Consider the following 20,713-nt stretch of genomic DNA (forward strand, 5'->3'; position numbering starts at 1 on the left):
ACACTCAGGGGGAAGGCCGCAATGACGCAGCTCGACGCCACCGGCTCCGCGTCCAAGCTCGGCCGGAAACGCGATCACACCCGCGATGCCGACATTCTCGACGCCGCGCTGGAGGTCCTCGCCGAGACCGGCTACGACCGCATGACGATGGACATGGTCGCCGCGCGCGCCAAGGCGGGCAAGGCGACCGTCTACCGGCGCTGGGCGTCCAAGGGCGAGCTCGTGGTCGAGGCCGTCGCGTGCATGAAGAAGAACGCGATCGACTTCGAGCACCTGCCCGACACGGGCACGCTGCGCGGCGACCTGGTCGCGATGATGAAGCCGCACACGATCGAGGACGGCGAGCGCAAGCTCCAGATCATGGCCGGCCTCACGTCGATGCTCGCCCGTGACCCCGACCTGGTGGACGCGGTGACGGCCGCGATCGTGGAGCCGCGCGCCTCCCTCAACCGGCTGTTCATGCACCGGGCGATCGAACGCGGCGAGATCCCGGCCGACACGGACGTCGAGACGCTGGCGATGATCGTGCCGTCGATGACGGCCTACCGGGTGCTCATCCTGCAGCAGCCCGTCGACCGCGAGTACTTGCTGTCGTTGATCGACGGCGTGCTGCTCCCGGCCGTGGGAATCCGGCCGGGAGCCTGAGCGGCGTTACCGCCGGTCGAACCGTGCGCCCTCCGGCTTGGACGGCATCACGTAGAAGACCAGCAGGATGATCCAGCCGACGAGCGGGATGAAGCCGAGGAAGAAGAACGGCCCGGCGAGGTTGGCGTCGTGCAGGCGGCGCCAGATCAGTGCGAGGCTCGGCACCAGGATGGCCAGGCCCCAGATGATGTAGACGACGATCAGGATCCAGCCGATCGGGCCGTAGCCGCGGCCGCCGTTGCCGATGGTGCCGAGCGTCGTCAGCAGGATCGAGTAGACGATGGCGATGAGCACGGCGAACAGGTACCACCACCAGAACTCGCTGCGGCTGGCCCGGCCGGTGAAGTCGGCGTACTTCTTGAAGAACCGGCGGATGGCGTCGCCGAACGAGGCGCCGTACAGCGGCTGGTCGAGGGGTGCGGAGGCGGGGCTCTGCGGTGCGGTCATGGTGGATCCTTTCGAGCAAGGTCGTGGCTGTCGTCGAGATGGAGCGGCGCCAGTCAATCGCATCCGAGCGGGCTGGGAGGCGCGTGGGTCGCGGCGTGTCGCGCAGGGACATTCGTGACGAATGTCCCCTATGGGACGCCGTTTCGCGACATTCGTGACGAATTTCAGGGCGCGCGATGCCGTGTGAGGATCAGGTGCGCCACCATCGCGGTCCACCCCGTTTGGTGCGACGCGCCGAGCCCTTGCCCGGTGTCGCCGTCGAAGTACTCGTAGAAGAACACGTTGTCCTTCCAGCGCGGGTCCGCCGACAGCAGCGGGTAGCGCGCGTCGGACGGCCGCCGCCCGTCCGGGCCGGGCAGGAACAGAGAGATCAGCCGCCGGGCGAGGTCGTCGGCCGCCTCTCCCGGGGTGAGGGCGTTGCCGGAGCCCAGCGGGTCCTCGATGCGGACGCCCGCCTCGCCGTGCGACTGGTAGTGCTGCAGCGCCGCGACCAGCAGCGCGTTGAGCGGGAACCAGACCGGGCCGCGCCAGTTGGAGTTCCCGCCGAACAACCCGGTCGTGGACTCCGCGGGCTCGTAGTCCACCGAGGCCTTCACGCCGTCGACCTCCACCGTGAAGGGATGCTCGCGGTGGTAGGCGGAGACGCCCCGGATGCCGTGGTCGCTGAGCAGCCCAGCGGGGTTGAAGACCTGCTTCAGGATGCGCGTCAGCCGCTCCGGCGACACCAGCGCGAGGAGATAGACCTGCTCCGTCCCGATCGTCCGCCGGTGGAAGGCCTCGGCGAGCTCCGGATGCTTCGTCAGGTACTGGTTCAGGATGCGGCGGAACTCGGGGAGCGTCCGCACGCCAGGCTCGTCGTAGGCGAGCGACGCCACCACGGGCACCAGTCCGACCAGCGAGCGCACCTTGAGCGGGACGTCCCTGCCGTCGGCGAGGTGCAGCACGTCGTAGAAGTAGGCGTCCTGGTCGTCCCACATCCCGGAGTTGTTGGCCGAGCCGGCGATGCGGAGGAACTGCTCGCCGAACTTCACGGCGACGTCCTCGTACACGTCGTCTTGGCGGGCGAGCCGCAGCGCGATCTCCAGCAGGTCGAGCGCGTAGGTCGCCATCCAGCCCGTCGAGTCGGCCTGCTCGATGGTCCCGACCGCGGGCGGCAGCGTCGAGCGGTTCAATGGCGCGATGTTGTCGAGGCCCATGAAGCCGCCCTCGAAGAGGTCGTCCTCGTCGGCGTCCTTGCTGTTCGTCCACCACGTGTAGTTGATCAGCAGCTTGTGCAGGATGCGGGCGAGGAAGCCGAAGTCGGTGCCGCCGTCGATGAGGAACACCTGGATCGCGGCCCACGCGTGCGTCGGCGGGTTCACGTCCGAGAAGTTCCACTCGTAGGCGGGAAGCTGGCCGTTCGGGTGCATGTACCACTCGCGCAGCAGCAGCACGAGCTGCCCCTTCGCGAACGCGGGATCGATGTGCGCCATCGTCACGCAGTGGAAGGCGAGGTCCCAGGCCGCGAACCACGGGTACTCCCACGGGTCGGGCATCAGGATGACGTCGTCGGCGTCGAAGTGCCGCCACTGCCCGTTGCGCACGGAGGCCCGGCCCGCGGGCGGCGGCGGGCCGGCGGGGTCGCCGTCCAGCCACTTGTCGACGTTGAAGTGGAAGTACTGCTTCGACCAGAGCAGGCCGGCGAAGGCCTGGCGCAGCACGCGCGCCTCGTCAGGGTCGGCCGGGGCGTTCTCCAGGCCGGCGTAGAAGGCGTCCGCCTCGGCCCGGCGCCGGGCGACGACGTCGTCGAAGCCGGGCCCGAGCTCCTGCGGCGCGAGGGCGGACGGGTCGCCAGCGCCGCCGGTCAGCCGCAGCCGGAGGACACGGCTCTCGCCCGGCCCGAGCGTCACCTCGTAGTGGAGGGCGGCCTTCGTCCCGACCTGCGCCGGATTGACGGTCGCGGCGCCGTGGATGACATGGTCCTCGATCCCGTCCTTCGAATACGCGGGCGAGTCCACGGCGCCGAACAGGCGCTCGGTGTTGGTCTCGTTGTCGCAGAACAGCGCTTCCGGATCGCCCTCCCCGCTGAAGGCCAGCGTCCCGGCGGGCCCGGACCCGACGATGCGCCCGCCCTCGAACCGCAGGGCCGGCTTCTCGACGTCGTACCCCCACGACCAGGTGTTGCGGTACCAGAGCGTCGGCAGCACGTGCAGCGTCGCAGGTTCCGGCCCGGCGTTCTCGATCGTGACGCGCATCAGGAGGTCGTGCGGGCCGTCCTTCGCGTAGTCGACCGTCACCACCCAGTACCGGCCCGCGTCGAAGATCCCGGTGTCGGCCAGCTCGTACTCCGGTTCCAGCTTGGAGCGGCGCGCGTTGGTCTCGATCAGGTCCTCGTACGGGTACGCGGCCTGCGGATAGTGGTAGCGCCAGGTGTTCCAGGAGTGCGTCGGGGTGCCGTCGAGGTACCACCAGTACTCTTTGACGTCCTCGCCGTGGTTGCCCTGCGGGCCGCTGAGGCCGAACATCCGCTCCTTGAGGATGGCGTCCTCGCCGTTCCAGAGCGACAGACCGAGGCACCAGTTCTGCTTCAGGTCGGAGAACGCCGCCATGCCGTCCTCGTTCCAGCGGTAGGCGCGGCTGCGGGCGTGGTCGTGCGGGAAGAAGTCCCAGGCCTCGCCGTCGGCGCTGTAGTCCTCGCGGACCGTGCCCCAGGCGCGCTCGGCGACGTACGGACCCCAGTCGCGCCAGTCGGCGGTCCCCTCGTCCGCCTGGCGGATGCGCTCGCGCTCGGCGCCGGCGGGGGCCGGTTGGGGTTCACCTGGGTCATGGGGACATTCTCATGGTCGGCGCGCCGCTGGTCCAGCGGACCGCACCGCTACTCCCGAACCGCTGATCTTGGCGGAGAAGTCGCCGGCCTACCTGCGGCACGCGGTCGCGCGGCTGGGGGACTGCTGCCGGAGGCGCGTCTCAGCGCCATCCCGGGCGTCGGCCACTCGGCGACGCCGAACTGGAAGGACGCCGGTAAGCCACAGGCGGCCGCGGAGGTCGTGCGGGCAGATTTATGAAATTTTGCACGATAGGTGGAACATGTCGGTAGGCTAACTGTGGACATTCCGGGCAACTCCGTGGAATGGGAGCAGGAGAACAATGGAGATCTGGACGAAGGCCGTGGCTTCGACGGCCGTGGCGGGTGCGCTCCTCGTCGGTGGTGCCACCGCCGCGCAGGCGACCTCCGTGTCGGTGGAGGGTGGCACCTGGAACTACGGCGTCACAGGCAAGTACACGTACTCGGACTACCTCCACAAGTCGCGCACCCACAAGTCGACCGCGTGCGGTGCGGGGTGCGCTTATGCGAGCTGGACCTCACCGGGCGCCTGGTCGAAGGCTCAGGCCATCTCGGCCATCGGCGGGAACACCGCCTATTACGACGTGAAGTAGTTCGGGGACAACCATGAAGGTTTTGACCAAGGCTCTCGCCGCGACCGTCGTGTCGGGCGCGCTGCTCGCGGGCGGCGCGACTGCTGCGCAGGCTGTTGTGGTCGCCCGGGAGGGCGGTACCTGGGATTATGCCCCGGGCCATTCCGATTACTACCACTCTGCGCGCACGCACAAATCGACGGTGTGCGACCAGGGATGCGTCTATGCGGGTTGGACCGCGCCGGGCAGTTGGGCCAGGGCCCGTGTAGCGCCGGCCCTCATGGGGAACACCGCCTATTACGACGTGAAGTAGTCCAAGCAACACCCGGTGGATGGCGTCGCGCGATGCTCGACGCCATCCGCCACTATCGCCGAAAGAAAGACAGTGCCCTCTCACCCTTTTCGCAGAGCGTTGTTCCTGGTTTCCGCCGTCGCCGTCTTGAGCGGGTGCTCGGGCGGCTCACCCGACCGAAACGACGACATCCCTCCCGGGCAGATTTCCTGGGCCGACGAGATGCGGCAGGAGTTCCAGAAAGCGACATCGCCTGCCGTCAAGGCCGCGCTCGAGGACGGGAGGATCTCGGACCAGGAGTACGCGGAGATGAAGGAACGGTACTCGACGTGTCTGTCCGCGGCGGGAATCACGCTGACGCACTACGGTTTCGACGGCGGTTCGTACTCGCCGGCGCCATCCATGTCGAACGACGAAGCACACAAGAAGGAGACCGGCTGCTCCGAAGAGTCGGGCGAGTGGCCGATCGCGATGTTCTACGTCCAGATGCGTGTCAATCCCTCGCACAAGGAGATGGCGTCAGCGATCGTCGACTGCTTCAAACGCAATGATCTGGTGGGGCCCGGGTACGGTGTCAAGGACTATCGCGCCGGGGATCTGCCGACCGATGACGCCAAGACCACAGCGATAGACGCCTGCAACCTAGACCCCGATGGCCTCCTCGGTGGCTAGAGGATCGCTCCTGGGTCGGCTCGGCTGGATCGCCATCCTGTTCGTCGCGGCTGCCGCCGCCGGTGCCGCGGCCGCTGCGACCGTCGTCGCAAGGCCACCCGATGCCCTCCGCGCGGCCGCTCCGACGACGGAGCTACCCGTCGGGCAAGACCGTTTCGACGACGCGCGCAGCATTCAGCTTTCTATCCGAACCTCTGTACCGGTGCCGCTCCTGGCTCCGGCGACCGGACGGGTCACCTCCTTTCCCTGCGAGCCGGGGATGAGTGTGGAATCGGGGACGTCTCCGGTGTCGGTCGACGGGAAGCCGTACCTCGCGCTCGCGACCCGGGAGCCCCTGTGGCGGGAGTTGACCCGGGATTCGAAGGGCGACGACGTCCGCGCTCTCCAGGAGGAGCTGAAGCGCCTCGGGGCTCCGATCGAGAGCGACGGCATGATGGGGCGGAACACGATGCTCGCCGCCGCGCAGGCGTTCGCACGCATCGGCGTCACCATCGCTTCGGACACCGTCCCCGCCGCGTCGATTCTCTGGTTGCCGGCGCCGACCGTCTCGGTATCCCGCTGCGACCTCCCCGCGGGTGTTCCGGTCGATCAGGGATCGACGTTGGCGACCTTGGCCGCTCTCTCGCCCACCGTCGTCGTCAGCGAATCACCTGCTGATCTGCTGCCGGGACCACGCGTGGCCGTCGTCGCCGAAACCCGTTTCGCGGTCGGTCCCGACGGAGTCGTGCACGTCCCGGAACTGTCGATGCTCGGAGAGGCGGGGAAAGCCGACGCATCCGATTCCGAGGTGCGATCGATCGACGCGCGCCTTGTACTCAGCGAACCCGTCGAGGTCTCCATCGTCGTCCCCAGCGCGATTTTCGGAGTCCAGGGCGCCGAAGGATGCGTCGCCTCGCGGGGAGACCCCTCTCGCGTGAAGATCCTCGGGTCGCAGTTGGGGGAGACGATCGTCGTGTTCCCCGACGGAAAGATCCCGCAGCGGGTCGATACGAGACCGGATTCGCGACGGTCATGCGGGTAGTCCTCTCGAACGTGGGTCATCGTTTCGCGGGCGGCGCGTGGCTGTTCCGCGCGCTGAGCATCACGCTGATGCCCGGTCGGGTGTACTCCGTGACCGGTCCGTCCGGGGCCGGCAAGAGTACGTTGCTGGCGCTGCTCGCCGGGTGGATGACGCCGGCAGAAGGCACGATCACGGTGCCTGAAGGCGTCCGGACCGGGTGGGTCTTCCAGAACCCGTACGGCACGGCGAGGCGCACCGCGCGCGACCATGTCGCCTTTCCCTTCCTCGCCCGCGGTCACTCGCCGGCGGCCGCGGATGCCCGCGCGGACGACCTGCTCGACGTATTCGGCCTCCTCGGCAGGGCGGATCATCCCTTCCGCGAGCTCTCCGGAGGCGAGGCACAGCGACTCATGTTGGCGAGAGGGCTCGCGGCCGAGCCCGACCTCTTCCTGGTCGACGAGCCGACGGCGCAACTGGACAGGGAGACCGCGCATGCGGTCAACGCGTCGATCGGAGCGATCGCCGCCGCGGACACCATCGTGGTGGTGGCGACTCATGACCCCGATACCCGTGCAGCCTGTACCGATCACATCGTCCTCCGTCGCGAGTGGACGGCTGGGGCCACACCCCCGTCGGCGCCATGAGGCTCCGCGCTATCGGGCGGGAGGCGTGGCGGAATGTCATCACCGGTACGGCAGCCACCCGCCGCACCGCTGTCGTCGCCGCTGCGGCCGTGAGTCTGCTCGCCACGGCCGATCTGATCGCGACAGACCGGCTCGCGGAGCGAGCGAAAGACTTCGTCCGCGCCGGCGCCTCCATCTCGATCGTGACGGCGCGAGAGCGCGTGGATGGTGCGCGCTGCGACCGCCTGGCCCAGCTGCCCGGGGTGTCCGCCGCTGGAGCACTGCGATCGACAGCTCGACAGCTCGCACCGACGACCCTCGAACGCTCACCGATTCCCGTCAGTGACGTGTCAGCCGGATTCATCGCGGTCATCGGGGCGTCGACGCGCGCCGCCGGCATCCTGCTCGGGCCCGAAGCCGTGGACGCTTTAGGGCTCACCTCGGCCGACGTACTGGCTACCACGACTCGGACAGTGCGCGTCGGCGGAGACTATCTGTATCCCGAGGACGGCAGAAGGCCAGGACTCTCGTATGTGGCGCTGGCCCCCGCCATCGCCGATCAGCCGTTCGACGAGTGCTGGATCGACGTCTGGCCAGCGCAGGACATGACCGGTGCTCTGCTCTCCACCGTGCTGCTGGCGAGCGACGACGAGGATCCGCCTACCATCGTTCAATTGAATCCGACGATGGGCAGGAGTTTCGACGGCCCTTCGCTTTTCGCGGAACGGATCACTCGTGCCGCCGGCCCCTGTGCCGCGTTGATCGGGCTGGTGTTGGGCTTTTTCGGCGTCCGTTCCCGGCGGCTGGCTTTCGCCTCGGCGCTCCATGCCGGCGCTTCGCGCGGTGACCTCCTGAGCATCGTCGGCGCAGAGACGCTGGCATGGGGGGTCGTGTCGGCGGTTCTCGCCCTTCCCGTGGTTGCATTGCTCGGAGCCGTCTTCGCCGCGGGAGCAGAAAGCTCGCTCGTCATCGGGGTCCCGCTCGTCTGCGCCCTCTGGCTCAGTGGCTTCGTGGGGCAGTGGTGGGGAGTGCGCACCATTCGGGAGAAGCACCTGTTCCGGTACTTCAAGGAGCGATGACATGCAGGCTTTCGTCGCAACCTCCACTCAGCACTGACGCCACTGAATCCTAGAACCAATCACTGTTGGCGTCGCTGAATCGCGCGTGCGTACGATCGAGATCGACCTCCGCTCGAAAGGAACGACAGTGCAGTTCAGGTACCTCGGCAACTCCGGCTTCAAGATCTCCGAGATCACGTATGGAAACTGGCTGACCCACGGCTCGCAGATCGAGAACGACAGGGCCGCCGCGTGCGTCCGCGCCGCTCTCGCCGCCGGGATCACCACCTTCGACACCGCAGACGTCTACGCCAACACCGCGGCGGAGACCGTCCTCGGCGAGGCCCTCGCGGGCGAGCGCCGCCAATCGCTGGAGATCTTCACGAAGGTGTTCGGGCCCACCGGTCCGAAGGGACACAACGACGTCGGGCTCTCGCGCAAGCACATCATGGAGTCCATCGACGGCTCGCTGAGCCGCCTCCAGACCGACTACGTCGACCTGTACCAGGCCCACCGCTTCGACTTCTTCACACCGCTGGAGGAGACCATGCAGGCCTTCGCCGACGTCGTCCGGCAGGGCAAGGCGCTCTACATCGGCGTGAGCGAGTGGACCGCCGACCAGCTCCGCGCCGGTCACGCTCTCGCCACGGAGCTCGGCTTCCAGCTCATCTCGAACCAGCCCGAGTACTCGGCGCTGTGGCGGGTCATCGAGGCCGAGGTCGTGCCGACCTCCAAGGAGCTCGGCATCTCGCAGATCGTCTGGTCGCCGGTGGCGCAGGGCGTGCTCAGCGGCAAGTACAAGCCGGGCGCTCCGCTGCCCGAGGGCAGCCGGGCGACCGATGAGAAGGGCGGCGCCGGCGCGGTCAAGCGCTGGCTGACCGACGACGTCCTCACGCGCGTGCAGGAGCTCACCCCGATCGCGCAGGAGCTCGAGCTCACGCCCGCGCAGCTCGCTGTCGCCTGGGTGCTGCAGAACGACAACGTCGCCACCGCGATCATCGGCGCCTCCCGCCCGGAGCAGGTCGTCGAGAACGTGAAGGCCTCCGGCGTGACCATCCCGGCCGAACTGCGGGGCCGCATCGACGAGGTCCTCGGCGGCGCCGTCGAGCGCGACGCGTCGCACACCGCGACGCGCTCGCCGAAGCACCGCGAGGCCTGATCCCTCGAGCATTCGTGCCGAATGTCGACTCTCGCTCAGCGAAAGTCGACATTCGGCACGAATCGCCGCGACGTCAGACGCGGCTGGTGACCGAGTCCCCGGCCAGCCGCTGCGAGATCCACACCGGGATGATCGCGAGGATCGTCAGCACCGCCGCGACCACGTTCACGACCGGCGCCTGATTGGGCCGGAACAGGTTCTGGAAGATCCAGATCGGCAGCGTCTGCACGGCCGGACCCGCGGTGAAGGTCGTCACCACGATCTCGTCGAAGCTCAGCGCGAACGCCAGCAGCACCCCGGCCGCGAGCGCCCCGCGCACCTGCGGCAGCGTCACCCAGAGGAACGTCTGCCAGCCGCGCGCCCCGAGGTCGCCCGAAGCCTCCTCCAGCGAGGTCCCCATCCGCCGGAGCCGAGCCTGAACGTTGTTGTAGACGATGACGATGCAGAACGTGGCGTGGCCGATGATGACCGTCGCCATCCCGAGCGTCACGCCGACCGGCCCGAGCACCGTCGTGAACGTCGAGGCGAGCGCGATACCGGTCACGATGCCCGGGAGGGTGATCGGCAGCACGACCAGGAAGTTGATGCTCTGCCGCCCGAAGAACCGGAAGCGCTGCACCGCGAACGCCGCCATCGTCCCGAGCACCAGCGCGATCGCGGAGGCGCAGAGCCCGGCGATCACGGAGGTCGCCAGCGCGTCCGCCGCGCCGCGGGAGTGGAACGCATCCACCCACCACTGCAGCGTGAAGCCGGGCGGCGGGAACGAGAACGTCCGCGAGCTGTTGAACGAGTTCAGCACGATCAGCAGCAGCGGCACGTAGAGGATCACGAGGCCGACCACCATGCAGAGCCCGACGACGATGCGCGCGGGAGTCGAGAGCAGTTTCACACGTTCTCCAATGCGCCGGTGCGGCGGACCGCGAGCAGGTAGAGCACGACCGCGACGAGCGGGATCACCGACAGCGCCGCCGCCAGCGGCTGGTTGTTCGCGGTGACGAGCTGCCCGTAGATGAGGTTCGCGAGCAGCTGCGTCTTTCCGCCCACGATGCCCACCGCGATGTAGTCGCCGAAGCTCAGCGCGAAGGTGAAGATCGACCCCGCCACGATCGCAGGGAAGACCAGCGGGAACGCCACCGTCCTGATCGTGCGACAGGTCGACGCGCCCAGGTCGTAGCTGGCCTCGAACAGCGAGTCGGGCACGCGGTCGAACCCGGCGTATACGGGGATGATCATGTACGGCAGCCACAGGTACGCCAGCGTCATGATCGTCGCGGGGAGGCCGAAGCCGGGCGTCCAGCCGCCGGTCGCGACGGCGATCGGGCCGCCCGGTTCGACCAGGATGCGCCAGGCGTACGCCTTGACCAGGTAGCTCGCCCACAGGGGCGTCGTCACCGCCACGAGATACGCCGCGCGCCGGCTCGGCCGGGCCACCTTCGCGATGTACAGGGCGAGCGGGAAGGCGACCACGGCGTCGATGAGCGTCACCCCGAGGGCCACGAGGAGGGTGCGCAGCGCGACCGTCCCGTAGACCGGGTCGGTGAACAGCGTCGCGTAGTTCTCCAGCGTGAAGGTCGGGACGACCGCGCCCGTGAACCCGTTCACCGTCCAGAAGGAGGAGACCAGGAGGACGGCGATCGAGCCCAGGTAGATGACGACGAGCCAGAGCAGCGGAGGCCCGAGCAGGAAGCCCAGGCGGGCCTTCATCCCCGGACTCCCTTCATCCCCGGACTCCCGTCATCCCTTGATCTCCTGCCACTTGGTCACCCACTCGCTGTACGCGGTGCAGTCGTTCCCGCTGCCGTCGACGCACTTGGTCTGAGGCGTGGTCCAGTAGTGGATCTTGGACGCGTAACCGGCGTCGAGCGCGTGGTACTGGGTGCAGAACGTCGGGTCCTGGGTCTTCTCGCACGCCTTGGTCTGCGCCGGCGCCTCGCCGAACCATTCGGCGACCTGCGCATTGACCGTCGGGGAGGTGATCCAGTTCATCCACTGGTACATGCAGTTCGGGTGCTTCGCCTTGGACGAGATCATCCACGTGTCGGACCAGCCGGTGGAACCCTCGCTCGGGACGGTCGTGCCGACCTGCACCTTGCCGTCGCTCTGGATGAGGTTCGCGATGACCTGCCACGACGTGCCCACCACGCTGCTGCCGGACTCGAACGACTGCACGGACTTGGTGTAGTCCGACCAGTACTCGCCGATGGAGGTCTTCTGCTTCTTCAGCAGGGAGACCGCCGCGTCGAGCTGCTTCTCGGTGAGCGAGTACGGGTCTTTGATCCCCAGCGACGGGTCGTGCGCCTTCAGGTAGAGCGCGGCGTCCGCGATGTAGATCGGGGAGTCGTAGGCGGTGACCTTGCCGGCGTACTTGGACGCGTCGTCGAAGACGGCCGACCAGGAGTCCGGCGCCGGGGTGACGGCGGCCTTGTTGTACATCAGCACGTTGGCGCCCCAGCCGTGCGGAATGCCGTACATCCGGCCGTCGACCGAGTTCCAGGCCTTGTCCTTGAGGAAGCTGGAGATGGTCGTGTAATTCGGCACGAGCTTGGTGTTGACGGGCGCGACCTGGCCGCCGTAGACCAGGCGGAGGGTGGCGTCGCCGGAGGCCGAGACGCCGTCGTAGTCGCCGGTGCGCATGAGCTGCACCATCTCGTCGGACGTGCCCGCGACTTTGGCGTTGACCTGGCAGCCGGTGCTCTGCTGGAACGGAGTCACCCAGTTGACCTTCGGGTCGTTGGAGCCGTCCTCGGCGTAGCCCGCCCAGACGATGAGGTTGAGCTGGTTCTCGTTGGTCCCGAGCTTCTTCGCCATCGGGACGTTCGGCACCGAGCCGCCCGAGCCGCCGGTGGAGCCGCCGCCGGAACAGGCCGCGAGCACCAGGAGGGCGGCGGAGACGGCCGCCGCTGCGGCCGCCGAGCGCGCCACGCGCTTCGTTGCACGGATCATGAGTCCTGCCTCTCTTCTACACCTCTGCTGCGAGGTACGTCTGCGTCCGGGAAGTCGTCGGGCGCCTCGTCCTGCGCGCCGCCGCCGAGCCTCCGGAGGTCGTCGTCGTTCCACGTCACGTGCACGCGCGAGCCGCGGTCGAGCTCGGTGCGGTGCGTGCGGTCGTTGCTCTCCAGCACCGAGATCCGCAGGCCCGCGTCGAGGTCGACCACGCGGCGGATGCTGTTGCCGGCGTAGACCGACTCCACCAGCGTCCCGGCCGCGGACGGCGAGCCGGAGCCGTCCGGCAGCGTGTGCAGCTCCAGCTTCTCCGGCCGGATGGAGTATTCCCCATCGAGGCCGAGGATGCTGCGGGCGCGCTCGCGGTCGAACAGGTTGGAGGTGCCGACGAAGTCCGCGACGAACCGCGAGTTCGGGTGCTCGTAGAGTTCGCGCGGGGTCCCCAGCTGCTCGATCCGCCCGTTGTTGAAGACCGCGATCCGGTCGGAGAGGGTGAGGGCCTCGTCCTGGTCGTGGGTGACGAAAACGAACGCGATTCCCAGCTCGTGCTGGAGCTGCTTGAGCTCCACCTGCATCTGCTGGCGCAGTTTGAGGTCGAGGGCTCCGAGCGGCTCGTCGAGGAGGAGCGCCTTCGGCTGCACGACCGTCGCGCGGGCGAGCGCCACGCGCTGCCGCTGGCCGCCGGAGAGCTGGGCGGGCTTGCGATCGGCGAAGCCCGTCAGTTGCACGGAGTCGAGGGCGTCCATGGCGCGCCTGCGCCGCTCGGAACGGCCGACGCCGCGGACCCGGAGGCCGTAGGCGACATTGTCCAGCACGTTCATGTGCGGGAAGAGGGCATAGTCCTGGAAGACGGTGTTGACGTCGCGTGCGGCCGCGGGCCTGCTGGTGACGTCCTGTCCGAAGAGTTCGATCGTGCCGGAGGTCGGCTGCTCGAAGCCGGCGATGCAGCGCAGCACGGTTGTCTTGCCGGAGCCGGAGGGGCCGAGCATCGAGAAGAACTCGCCGGCGGCGATCTCCAGGTCGAGGTCGTCGACGGCCGCGACCGTCCCGAATCGTTTGGTCAGTCCGGTCAGCCTGATGGCGGGCTGCTCGCTCACATCCAGTCTCCTTCGACGGCGGGCGTCGCAATCATATGCGATCAGATGTTCACGCGACTACGGTTTCCGCAGCAAAAATTGATCACGATTGTCGATTCCAGCCGTCCGGGAGGACTTTTTCGGTCCGAATCTTCAGTGCGCGTCCCTCCGTGCCGCCGCGGGACGTGGCGGACGCACCGGCCGCCGCCTTCTCGGGCGATCGTGCGCCGTGGACCGTCAGCCGTCGGCGAACGGGAGGCCCCGACGCCCCGCGCGGGGCGCACACTCGTCTCATGACGGATGCGGACGCCCTGGACGCCTACTCGACGGCGGTGGTTCACGTCGCGCGCGTCGTCGGTCCGGCGGTCGCCGCCGTCACCGCGCGGACCTCCCGCGGGGTCGGCCTCGGCAGCGCCACGGTCATCTCGGCGGAGGGCCACCTCCTGACCAGCGCGCACGTCGTGGAGGGAGCCGGGAGCGTCGACCTCGCCTTCGAGGACGGCACCCGCGTTCGCGCCCGCGTCATCGGCCGGGATCCGCTCTCCGACCTCGCGATGCTGCGGGCGGACGCGCCCGTCCCCGCGCCGGTCGAGCTCGGCGACGCCGCCCGGCTCCAGGTGGGCCAGCTCGTCGTCGCCGTCGGCAACCCGCTGGGCCTCGCCGGCAGCGTGACGGCCGGCATCGTCTCGGCGCTCGGCAGGTCGCTGCCGACCCGGTCCGGCCGCGTGGTGGACGAGGTCATCCAGACGGACGCCGCCCTCAACCCCGGCAACAGCGGGGGAGCGCTCGCGGACAGCAACGCGCGCATGATCGGCGTGAACACCGCCGTCGCCGGGACCGGCCTGGGCCTCGCCGTCCCGATCAACGCCACGAGCCGCCAGATCATGGACACCCTGATGCGGGAAGGTCGCGTCCGCCGCGGCTGGCTCGGCATCGCCGGCGCCGAGATCACCCTCAACCCCGAGATCGCCCGCACGGCCGGCGCCCGCACGGGCATCCAGGTGATGTCCGTGGTCCCGGACAGCCCGGCCGATCTCGCCGGCGTCCGCACCGGTGACGTGCTCATCTCCCTGGACCGCATGCGCATCCACGCGGTCGCCGACCTCCAGCGGCTGATGATCGCGAGCACGATCGGCCGGCGGCTGGAGCTGACGGTGTGGCGGAACGGCGCCCTCGTCGACGCCGTCGTGGAGCCGACCGAACTCACCGACGCCTGACACCGGCGCCATTCGTGCCGAATGTCGACTCCCGCTCGGCGGAAGTCGACATTCGGCGCAAATCGCCCGGGAATCAGGTGCGCGCGGCAGCGCCCTTCGGCAACCGCACCACGACCTCCGCGCCCCCGCCGTCCCGATCTGTCGCGCTCACGCGCCCGTGGTGCCGGTCGACGACCTCCGCGACGAGCGCCAGCCCGAGTCCGTAGTGGCGCTCGCGACCGGTCGGGCTGTCCGCCGCGCGCGTGGACGCGAAGCGGTCGAAGGCGCGGTCGTGGAGGTCGTCGCCGAAACCGGGTCCGTCGTCGGCGACCGACAGCAGAACGTCGTCGCGGTCCGTCGAGACGTCGACCTGGACACGCGAGGCGGCGTGGTCGAGGGCGTTGTCGACCAGGGCGACGATCATCCGGCGCAGCGACACCGGCGCGCCCGTCACCACGGCTCCCGGTGCGGCGCGGGAGGTCAGCGCGATGTCGCGCTCGTGCGCGCGCCCCTCGGCCGAGCGGGCGACGACGGCGGCGAGTTCGCCGATGTCGACGCGTTCCGGTTCCGCGTTCTGGCGGGGGTCGGCGGCGGTGAGGAGGTCCTCCACGATCTCCGTCAGGGCGCGGCTGTCGTCGACGATCTCGTCCAGGCCCGATCGCACGTCGTCGTCCCCCGCGGCGCTCCCGCCGCGCGAGAGCCGCCGCCGCAACAGCTGGGCCCGCGTGCTCAGCAGCGTCAGCGGCGTGCGGAGTTCGTGGCCCGCGTCCGCGACGAACCGCCGCTGCAGCGCGAGGGCCTCCGACATCGGGCGCATCGACCGGCGCGCCAGGAGCAGTCCGACGAGCGCGGCCGCCACCGTCGCGATGACGCCCGAGATGATGAGCGCGGTGAGCAGGCGGCCCATCTCCTCCTGCTGCTCGGCGAGGCCGTAGGAGATCTGCACCACCTTGCCGCGCCGCACGTCGGTCTGGGTGAGGTAGCCCTTCCCGTCCGCCACGATGGTCTCGGTGATCATGCCACCGTGTTGAGCGACCTCCTGCAGCGCGCGCTCGTCGGGCAGTCCGTCCGGCATGTCCGGGGACATGTCCCGGCCCTGCGGGAGGAGCACGGTGACCAGGAGGTTGTGCGGTGCGTCGTGCACGGAGTCCACCTGCGACGCGTCGGCGAGTGCCCGCTTGGCGGCCTCCGCCTGCCCCGTCGAGACGACGATGTACACCACGGCGCCGAGGATGACGAACAGCGCCATGATTATCCCGGCGAACTGCAGGGCGAGCCGTGCCGACGCGGTGCGGAGCTCGCGGAGGTCGGCTTTCATCCCACTCCGCCCAGCCGGTAGCCGACGCCGCGGACTGTCTCGATGAGTGTGCGGCCGAACTTCTTGCGGAGGTGGTGCACGTAGGTGTCGACCACGCCGGGGTCGTCGGCGTCGGCGAACACCTCGTCCAGCAGCACGGCGCGCGAGAAGACCTGCTCGGGGCGCCGTGCCAGCAGTTCGAGGAGACTGGCCTCGCGGTCCGAGAGCACGGTGCGTTCGCCGCTGCTGAGCGTGACCGTGCGGCTGCCGACGTCGAGCTGGCCGCCGGGGAAGCGCACGGTCGGCACATCCGACGACGCCCGGCGGATGAGGGCGCGCACCCGGGCGAGCAGCTCGTCGATGTCGAACGGCTTGGCGAGGTAGTCCTCCGCGCCGGCATTCAACCCGTCGACCCGGTCGGGGGCGGTGCCGAGCGCCGAGAGGATGAGGATGGGCGTCGTCACGCCGTTGCTCCGGAGACCTCGCAGCACGCCGAGCCCGTCGACCGCGGGGAGACCGCGATCGAGCACGACGGCGTCGAACTGCTCGGTGAGGCCACGGTGCAGCGCGCGCTGGCCGTCGCGCGCGATCTCCACGTCGTAGCCGTCGGAGACGAGCAGCGTCTCGAGCATCCCGGCCAGACGGCTGTCATCCTCGGCGATCAGGACACGGCGGCGCTCACCCATGCCCGCAGTATAGGAGGGGTCGCCTGCGAGCCCGTCGCCGCTCACCGCGGCTGCCCCGCTCCCGCAAAGGCCAGCTCGCCGAGCCCGACCAGCAGGCCGGCCGCGTCGACGGCGAGCACACCGCGCGCGCCGTTGCCGAGGGCCCAGCGGATCCCGTCCTCGCCGAGCGCGAACACCGCGGTCGCGAGGAGGTCGGCCGTCGTGAGGTCGGCGGCGACGACGGTCGCGCTTCGCAGCCCGGTCGCCGCCCCGTCCGTGCGGCCGTCGACGATGTGCGCGCCGCGCTCGTAGGCGCCGGAGGTCGCCACGCCGCCGTCCCGGACCTCCAGCACGGCGAGCACCTCCGCGGCGCTCGCCGGGGAGCGCACGCCCACGTTCCACGGCCGGCCGTCGCCGGGGCTGCCGGAGACCGCGACGTCGCCGCCCGCGTTGAGGCAGAAGTCCCGGAGACCGCTCGCGGCGAGCGAGCGCGCCGCGCGGTCGGCCGCCCAGCCCTTCACAACGCCGTCGAGGTCCCAGGCGCCGTCGGGGCGCCGGATGCGGAACGCGCCTCCCGAGGCCTCCGCCATCGCCGAGCCGAGCCCGACGACTTCCGCGAACTCCTCACTCGCCCCGGACACGTCGCCGCCGTGGGCGTTCACCCGGCTGAGCTCGCTGTCGGGCCGATAGGCGGAGAAGCGCGCATCGGCGTCCCGCAGCAGCCGGAACGCGCGCTCGGCAGCAGCAGCCGCGACGGTCTCGGCGGCCTCCCGGATGTCGATCGACATCGGGATGCCCATGACGGTCTCGACGAACCTCATCGCTGGTCGATGGCCGACTGCAGCGACCGGATGTAGCCCTCCGAGGTGTAGGTGGCTCCGGAGATGGTGTCGATCTTCGCCGACTGGGAGGCCATCGCCTCCTGCTGCAGCATCGGGATGGCCTGCGAGTTGATCTCCTGGTCGCGGCCGCTCTCGGTCGGGTACTGGATGGCGTCGATGGCGGTGATCTTGGTGCCCTCGAACGTGACCTTCACCTGGACGGGGCCGTAGCGGGTGTCGACCGCGGTGCCCGTGACGGTCTTCGTGGCGGCGGCGGGCGCAGCCGCGCCCGCGGACGGCGCGGCGGTCGTGCCGGCGGCGGTCGGTGCGGGGGCGGCGGACGGCGTCGTGGACGCGTGCGCCGACGACAGCGCGCTGGTCTCCTCGCCCGACCCGTAGAGCTTGAGGCCGACCGTCGCGCCCATCACCACGAGGATGATGGTGAAGAGGATGGTGCCGCGCCAGGACTTGTTGTTCATGATCGCTGTCCGTTCATGACATGCTCAGTTCTTCTCGGTGGATGAATCGCTTGGGCATCCGCAGCTCGCGCAGGGACGACTCGACCTGCTCGGCCATGCCCGCCGGCCCGCAGACGAACGCCTCCCAATTGTGGAGGTCGGGGACGATGCGGCGGAGGGAGCCCGGGCCGAGCGGGTCGTAGCCGAGCTCCGCGCGACGGCCGACGAGCGGGATGACCGTGACGCCCTCCATCGCCTGAAGCTCGCCGAGGAGCGCGAGCTGCTCCGGCGCGCTGACCCGGTACAGGACGACCGGGCGCCCGCCACGGTAGACCAGCTCCTCCGCGAGCGCGCGGATGGGTCCGATGCCCGCGCCGCCCGCGATGAGGAGCAGCTTGCCGCGGCTGGCGCGGTCGGCGGTGAAGTGCCCGAACGGTCCCTCGGCGAACACCATCGTCCCGGGCTTCAGCGCGGTCAGGGCGGTGGAGTGGTCGCCCAGGGAGCCGACGGTGATGCGCAGCCGGCCGTTCGCGGGCACCGCCGACACCGAGTACGGGTGCGCCGTGCCGAGGTGGCCCCAGGCGAAGAAGCGGAACAGCAAGAAGTTGCCCGCGCGGACGCCCAGCTTGTCGACGTGCGGTCCCTCGAGCCAGACGCTGTTGAGGCCGTGGCCCTCCGGGACGACCGCGACGACGCGCATCCGGCCCTTCCAGGCGTCCATCGTCGGGAGGATGAAGCGCCAGGTCAGCACGGCGGAGGCGGTGCCGAGGTAGAGCGCGATCCACAGCACGCGGTTCACCGGGTAGCCGACGAAGTGGAGGCCCGCGCTGAGCTGGTGGAGGAACGTGAGGAAGATCGCGGCGTAGGTCGTGAGGTGCAGCCAGTACCAGACTTCGTAGGACAGCTTCGTCCGGATGAGGCGCGCGCTGGACAGCCCGACGGCGAGGAACGCGATGGTGCCGACGAGGGCGGGCAGCATGTCCGGATACGAGCGGTAGACCGTCCAGAACTCGTCCCACGGCATGCTCTTGTCGATCACCTCGCTGCCCAGCACGATGAAGACCACGTGCGCGACGACCAGGAAGATGACCGAGGCGCCGAGCGACCGGTGCCAGGAGACCAGCTTGTCGAGCCCGACCGCGTTCTCGAACCACGGCACCCGGGCGATCAGCAGCACCTGGTAGCAGACCAGCAGCGCGCCGACCAGGCCGCTCAGCTCGCCGAGCGAGGTGATCGCGTTGGCGGGCGTGGAGGCGAAGGTCGCGGGGACGCTGAACCACCACATCCCGAGCACCGCGACGACGCTGGCGACCAACAGGATGCGCACGGTGCGGGCGCCGCGCCGGTGCCGGGTCGCGGCGCCGCGGCGCGACCGGGGGCGTCGCGGGGGTGCCGTCGTCGCGGCCCGGGTGTCTGTCATGCCTCCAACGATGCTGGTCGAATCTTTGTGGTTTCTTACGTCGGCTGAGAACGCCCTAAGGATCGGCTATGGAGTGGTGCGGCGCGCCGTAGCGGCCGCGCAGACGCCGTTGCGGCCCGCGATGCGGCTACGGTTTCCGCATGAGCTTCGCCGTGCTCGCGCTCGTGGTGGCCGTCGGCCTGCTCGGCCCGCTGGCGTCCGCGCGGTCGATCTGGCGCGTGCCGGTCGTGGCGGGGGAGGTGCTCGGCGGGCTCGTGATCGGCGTCTCGGGATTCCACCTGGTCGACCCGGCGAACGACGACTTCCAGCTTCTCGCCTCCATCGGCTTCGGGCTGACGATGGTGGTCGTCGGCTCGCACGTGCCGGTGCGCGATCCGGATGTCCGCGCCGCGCTCGCCCGCGGTGCGCTCGGCGCGGGCCTGGTCGGTGCGGCCTCCGCGGTGCTGGCCGCCGCGCTCGCGGCCGTGGCGCACTCCGGCAACGGCCTGCTCTACGGCGTCCTGCTCGCCTCGTCGTCGGCGGCGCTCGTGCTGCCGATGCTGCAGTCCGTGAATGTGGACAAGCGGTCGGCGTCGCAGCTCGTCGCGCAGATCGCCGTCGCGGACGTGGTGTGCGTCGTCCTCCTCCCGCTGGTCGTGGAGCCGGGGAGGGCGTTGACCGCAGGGATCGGGGTGCTGGTCATCGCCGCGCTCGCCGTCGGGTTGGGGGTCGTGCTGACCCGCTGGGTCCGCTCCGACCGTCGCCGCGCGCTGCACGCCTACTCGGAGCGCCGGCGGTTCGCCCTCGAACTGCGGCTGAGCCTGCTGGTGCTGTTCGCGTTCGCCGCCATCGCCCAGTTCGCGCAGCTCTCGATCATGATCGCGGGATTCGCGCTCGGGCTCGTGCTGTCGGCCGTCGGCGAGCCGCACCGGCTGGCGCGGCAGCTCTTCGGGATGACGGAGGGTTTCTTCGGTCCGCTCTTCTTCGTCTGGCTCGGCGCCTCGCTGGATCTGCGGGCGCTGGTCGCGCATCCGGCGATGATCCTCCTCGGCGTCGTGCTCGGCGTCGGGGCGGTGCTGGCGCACCTCGCCTCCCGGATAGCCGGGCTCCCGTGGGCGCAGGCCGTCGCCTCGGCGGGGCAGCTCGGGGTGCCGGTCGCGGCTGTGACGCTCGCTCTGCAGGCGCACACGCTGGCGCCGGGGGAGGGCGGGGCGATCCTGCTCGGCGCGCTGATCAGCCTGGCGACGTCGGCGGTGTCGGTCGCGGCGGTGGCGCGCCGGGCGGGGGAACCCGGCCGGGCTACGCCAGCGTCATGAAGAGCTTCTCGAGCTCCTCGACCGTCATCGGATCGGTGGTGTCGTCCGGGTCGTTCAGGCACTTCTCCATCGCGGTGGCGATGATCTGGAAACCGGCCTTGTCGAGCGCGCTGGAGACCGCGGAGAGCTGGATGACGACGTCGCGGCACTTCCCGCCGTTCTCGACGGCGGCGATCACGGCGTTCAGCTGACCCTGCGCGCGGCGCAGGCGGTTCAGCACAGGCTTGACGTCGGCGGGGGCGCGGTCCAC

At 69.8% G+C, this 20,713-nt stretch carries 22 protein-coding genes; 10 read left to right on the forward strand and 12 right to left on the reverse strand.

Annotated features, from left to right (window positions below; all coding sequences use genetic code 11):
* Positions 1 to 21 precede the first annotated feature (21 nt).
* Entirely contained in the window at positions 22 to 645 is a 624-nt protein-coding gene (locus ACRAWC_RS16535) for a TetR/AcrR family transcriptional regulator (RefSeq protein WP_431348700.1), read from the forward strand.
* A gap of 6 nt (positions 646 to 651) precedes the next feature.
* Here the strand turns inward: ACRAWC_RS16535 and ACRAWC_RS16540 are convergent, their stop codons facing one another.
* Both ACRAWC_RS16540 and ACRAWC_RS16545 read right to left on the reverse strand, forming a co-directional pair.
* Positions 652 to 1,092: a DUF805 domain-containing protein gene (locus ACRAWC_RS16540; RefSeq protein WP_431348701.1), complete on the reverse strand. Its 441-nt coding sequence runs from the start codon at positions 1,090 to 1,092 to the stop codon at positions 652 to 654.
* Positions 1,093 to 1,256: 164 nt separating this feature from the next.
* Positions 1,257 to 3,680, reverse strand: coding sequence for an MGH1-like glycoside hydrolase domain-containing protein (locus ACRAWC_RS16545; RefSeq protein ID WP_431348702.1), 2,424 nt, complete (start codon positions 3,678 to 3,680; stop codon positions 1,257 to 1,259).
* Between the two features lie 538 nt (positions 3,681 to 4,218).
* Between ACRAWC_RS16545 and ACRAWC_RS16550 the strand changes: the two genes are divergently transcribed.
* The 7 genes from ACRAWC_RS16550 (at position 4,219) to ACRAWC_RS16580 (ending at position 9,292) form a co-directional block, all read left to right on the forward strand.
* Positions 4,219 to 4,509, forward strand: a complete 291-nt coding sequence (locus tag ACRAWC_RS16550) for a lactococcin 972 family bacteriocin (protein WP_431348703.1) — start codon at positions 4,219 to 4,221, stop codon at positions 4,507 to 4,509.
* A gap of 13 nt (positions 4,510 to 4,522) precedes the next feature.
* Entirely contained in the window at positions 4,523 to 4,801 is a 279-nt protein-coding gene (locus ACRAWC_RS16555) for a lactococcin 972 family bacteriocin (protein WP_431348704.1), read from the forward strand.
* 15 nt (positions 4,802 to 4,816) lie between these two features.
* Entirely contained in the window at positions 4,817 to 5,452 is a 636-nt protein-coding gene (locus tag ACRAWC_RS16560) for a hypothetical protein (RefSeq protein ID WP_431348705.1), read from the forward strand.
* 448 nt (positions 5,453 to 5,900) lie between these two features.
* On the forward strand, positions 5,901 to 6,473 hold the full coding sequence (locus ACRAWC_RS16565; protein ID WP_431348706.1) for a hypothetical protein: 573 nt from the start codon (positions 5,901 to 5,903) through the stop codon (positions 6,471 to 6,473).
* Positions 6,464 to 7,096, forward strand: a complete 633-nt coding sequence (locus ACRAWC_RS16570) for an ATP-binding cassette domain-containing protein (protein ID WP_431348707.1) — start codon at positions 6,464 to 6,466, stop codon at positions 7,094 to 7,096. Before ACRAWC_RS16565 ends, ACRAWC_RS16570 begins: the two co-directional genes overlap by 10 nt.
* Positions 7,097 to 7,278: 182 nt before the next feature.
* Positions 7,279 to 8,154: a hypothetical protein gene (locus ACRAWC_RS16575; protein WP_431348708.1), complete on the forward strand. Its 876-nt coding sequence runs from the start codon at positions 7,279 to 7,281 to the stop codon at positions 8,152 to 8,154.
* A gap of 127 nt (positions 8,155 to 8,281) precedes the next feature.
* Positions 8,282 to 9,292 carry an aldo/keto reductase family protein gene (locus tag ACRAWC_RS16580; RefSeq protein ID WP_431348709.1) on the forward strand — a complete coding sequence of 337 codons (1,011 nt, stop codon included), beginning with the start codon at positions 8,282 to 8,284 and terminating at the stop codon, positions 9,290 to 9,292.
* A 73-nt stretch (positions 9,293 to 9,365) separates the two neighbouring features.
* Here ACRAWC_RS16580 and ACRAWC_RS16585 read toward each other — a convergent pair whose 3' ends face one another.
* Genes ACRAWC_RS16585 through ACRAWC_RS16600 form a run of 4 tightly spaced genes read right to left on the reverse strand, consistent with a single transcriptional unit; the run spans position 9,366 to position 13,332 of the window.
* Positions 9,366 to 10,181, reverse strand: coding sequence for an ABC transporter permease (locus ACRAWC_RS16585; protein ID WP_431348710.1), 816 nt, complete (start codon positions 10,179 to 10,181; stop codon positions 9,366 to 9,368).
* A complete protein-coding gene (locus tag ACRAWC_RS16590) occupies positions 10,178 to 10,996 on the reverse strand; it encodes an ABC transporter permease (protein WP_431348711.1) in 819 nt (272 codons plus the stop codon). Before ACRAWC_RS16590 ends, ACRAWC_RS16585 begins: the two co-directional genes overlap by 4 nt.
* 30 nt (positions 10,997 to 11,026) lie before the next feature.
* The gene (locus ACRAWC_RS16595; RefSeq protein WP_431348712.1) at positions 11,027 to 12,235 is read right to left on the reverse strand and encodes an ABC transporter substrate-binding protein; all 1,209 of its coding nucleotides are present in this window, start codon (positions 12,233 to 12,235) and stop codon (positions 11,027 to 11,029) included.
* A complete protein-coding gene (locus ACRAWC_RS16600) occupies positions 12,232 to 13,332 on the reverse strand; it encodes an ABC transporter ATP-binding protein (protein ID WP_431348713.1) in 1,101 nt (366 codons plus the stop codon). Before ACRAWC_RS16600 ends, ACRAWC_RS16595 begins: the two co-directional genes overlap by 4 nt.
* Before the next feature lie 272 nt (positions 13,333 to 13,604).
* Here ACRAWC_RS16600 and ACRAWC_RS16605 point away from each other — a divergent pair, with 272 nt between their 5' ends.
* On the forward strand, positions 13,605 to 14,528 hold the full coding sequence (locus ACRAWC_RS16605; RefSeq protein ID WP_431348714.1) for a S1C family serine protease: 924 nt from the start codon (positions 13,605 to 13,607) through the stop codon (positions 14,526 to 14,528).
* Between the two features lie 73 nt (positions 14,529 to 14,601).
* On the opposite strand, the gene ACRAWC_RS16610 is transcribed toward ACRAWC_RS16605, so the two are convergent.
* The 5 genes from ACRAWC_RS16610 to ACRAWC_RS16630 are packed head-to-tail and all read right to left on the reverse strand — an operon-like array spanning position 14,602 to position 19,168.
* Entirely contained in the window at positions 14,602 to 15,825 is a 1,224-nt protein-coding gene (locus ACRAWC_RS16610; RefSeq protein ID WP_431348715.1) for a sensor histidine kinase, read from the reverse strand.
* Complete coding sequence (locus ACRAWC_RS16615; protein WP_431348716.1) at positions 15,822 to 16,490, reverse strand: response regulator transcription factor; 669 nt, start codon at positions 16,488 to 16,490, stop codon at positions 15,822 to 15,824. The genes ACRAWC_RS16610 and ACRAWC_RS16615 overlap by 4 nt, the downstream gene beginning before the upstream one ends.
* Before the next feature lie 41 nt (positions 16,491 to 16,531).
* Positions 16,532 to 17,290: an FAD:protein FMN transferase gene (locus tag ACRAWC_RS16620; RefSeq protein WP_431348717.1), complete on the reverse strand. Its 759-nt coding sequence runs from the start codon at positions 17,288 to 17,290 to the stop codon at positions 16,532 to 16,534.
* The gene (locus tag ACRAWC_RS16625; RefSeq protein WP_431348718.1) at positions 17,287 to 17,769 is read right to left on the reverse strand and encodes an FMN-binding protein; all 483 of its coding nucleotides are present in this window, start codon (positions 17,767 to 17,769) and stop codon (positions 17,287 to 17,289) included. The genes ACRAWC_RS16620 and ACRAWC_RS16625 overlap by 4 nt, the downstream gene beginning before the upstream one ends.
* A gap of 13 nt (positions 17,770 to 17,782) precedes the next feature.
* A complete protein-coding gene (locus tag ACRAWC_RS16630; protein WP_431348719.1) occupies positions 17,783 to 19,168 on the reverse strand; it encodes a ferredoxin reductase family protein in 1,386 nt (461 codons plus the stop codon).
* A 140-nt stretch (positions 19,169 to 19,308) separates the two neighbouring features.
* Here ACRAWC_RS16630 and ACRAWC_RS16635 point away from each other — a divergent pair, with 140 nt between their 5' ends.
* A complete protein-coding gene (locus ACRAWC_RS16635) occupies positions 19,309 to 20,463 on the forward strand; it encodes a cation:proton antiporter (RefSeq protein WP_431348720.1) in 1,155 nt (384 codons plus the stop codon).
* Here ACRAWC_RS16635 and ACRAWC_RS16640 read toward each other — a convergent pair.
* The gene (locus ACRAWC_RS16640; RefSeq protein ID WP_431348721.1) at positions 20,447 to 20,713 is read right to left on the reverse strand and encodes a metal-sensitive transcriptional regulator; all 267 of its coding nucleotides are present in this window, start codon (positions 20,711 to 20,713) and stop codon (positions 20,447 to 20,449) included. The genes ACRAWC_RS16635 and ACRAWC_RS16640 overlap by 17 nt on opposite strands.

The sequence above is a fragment of the Leifsonia sp. L25 genome, assembly GCF_050632895.1.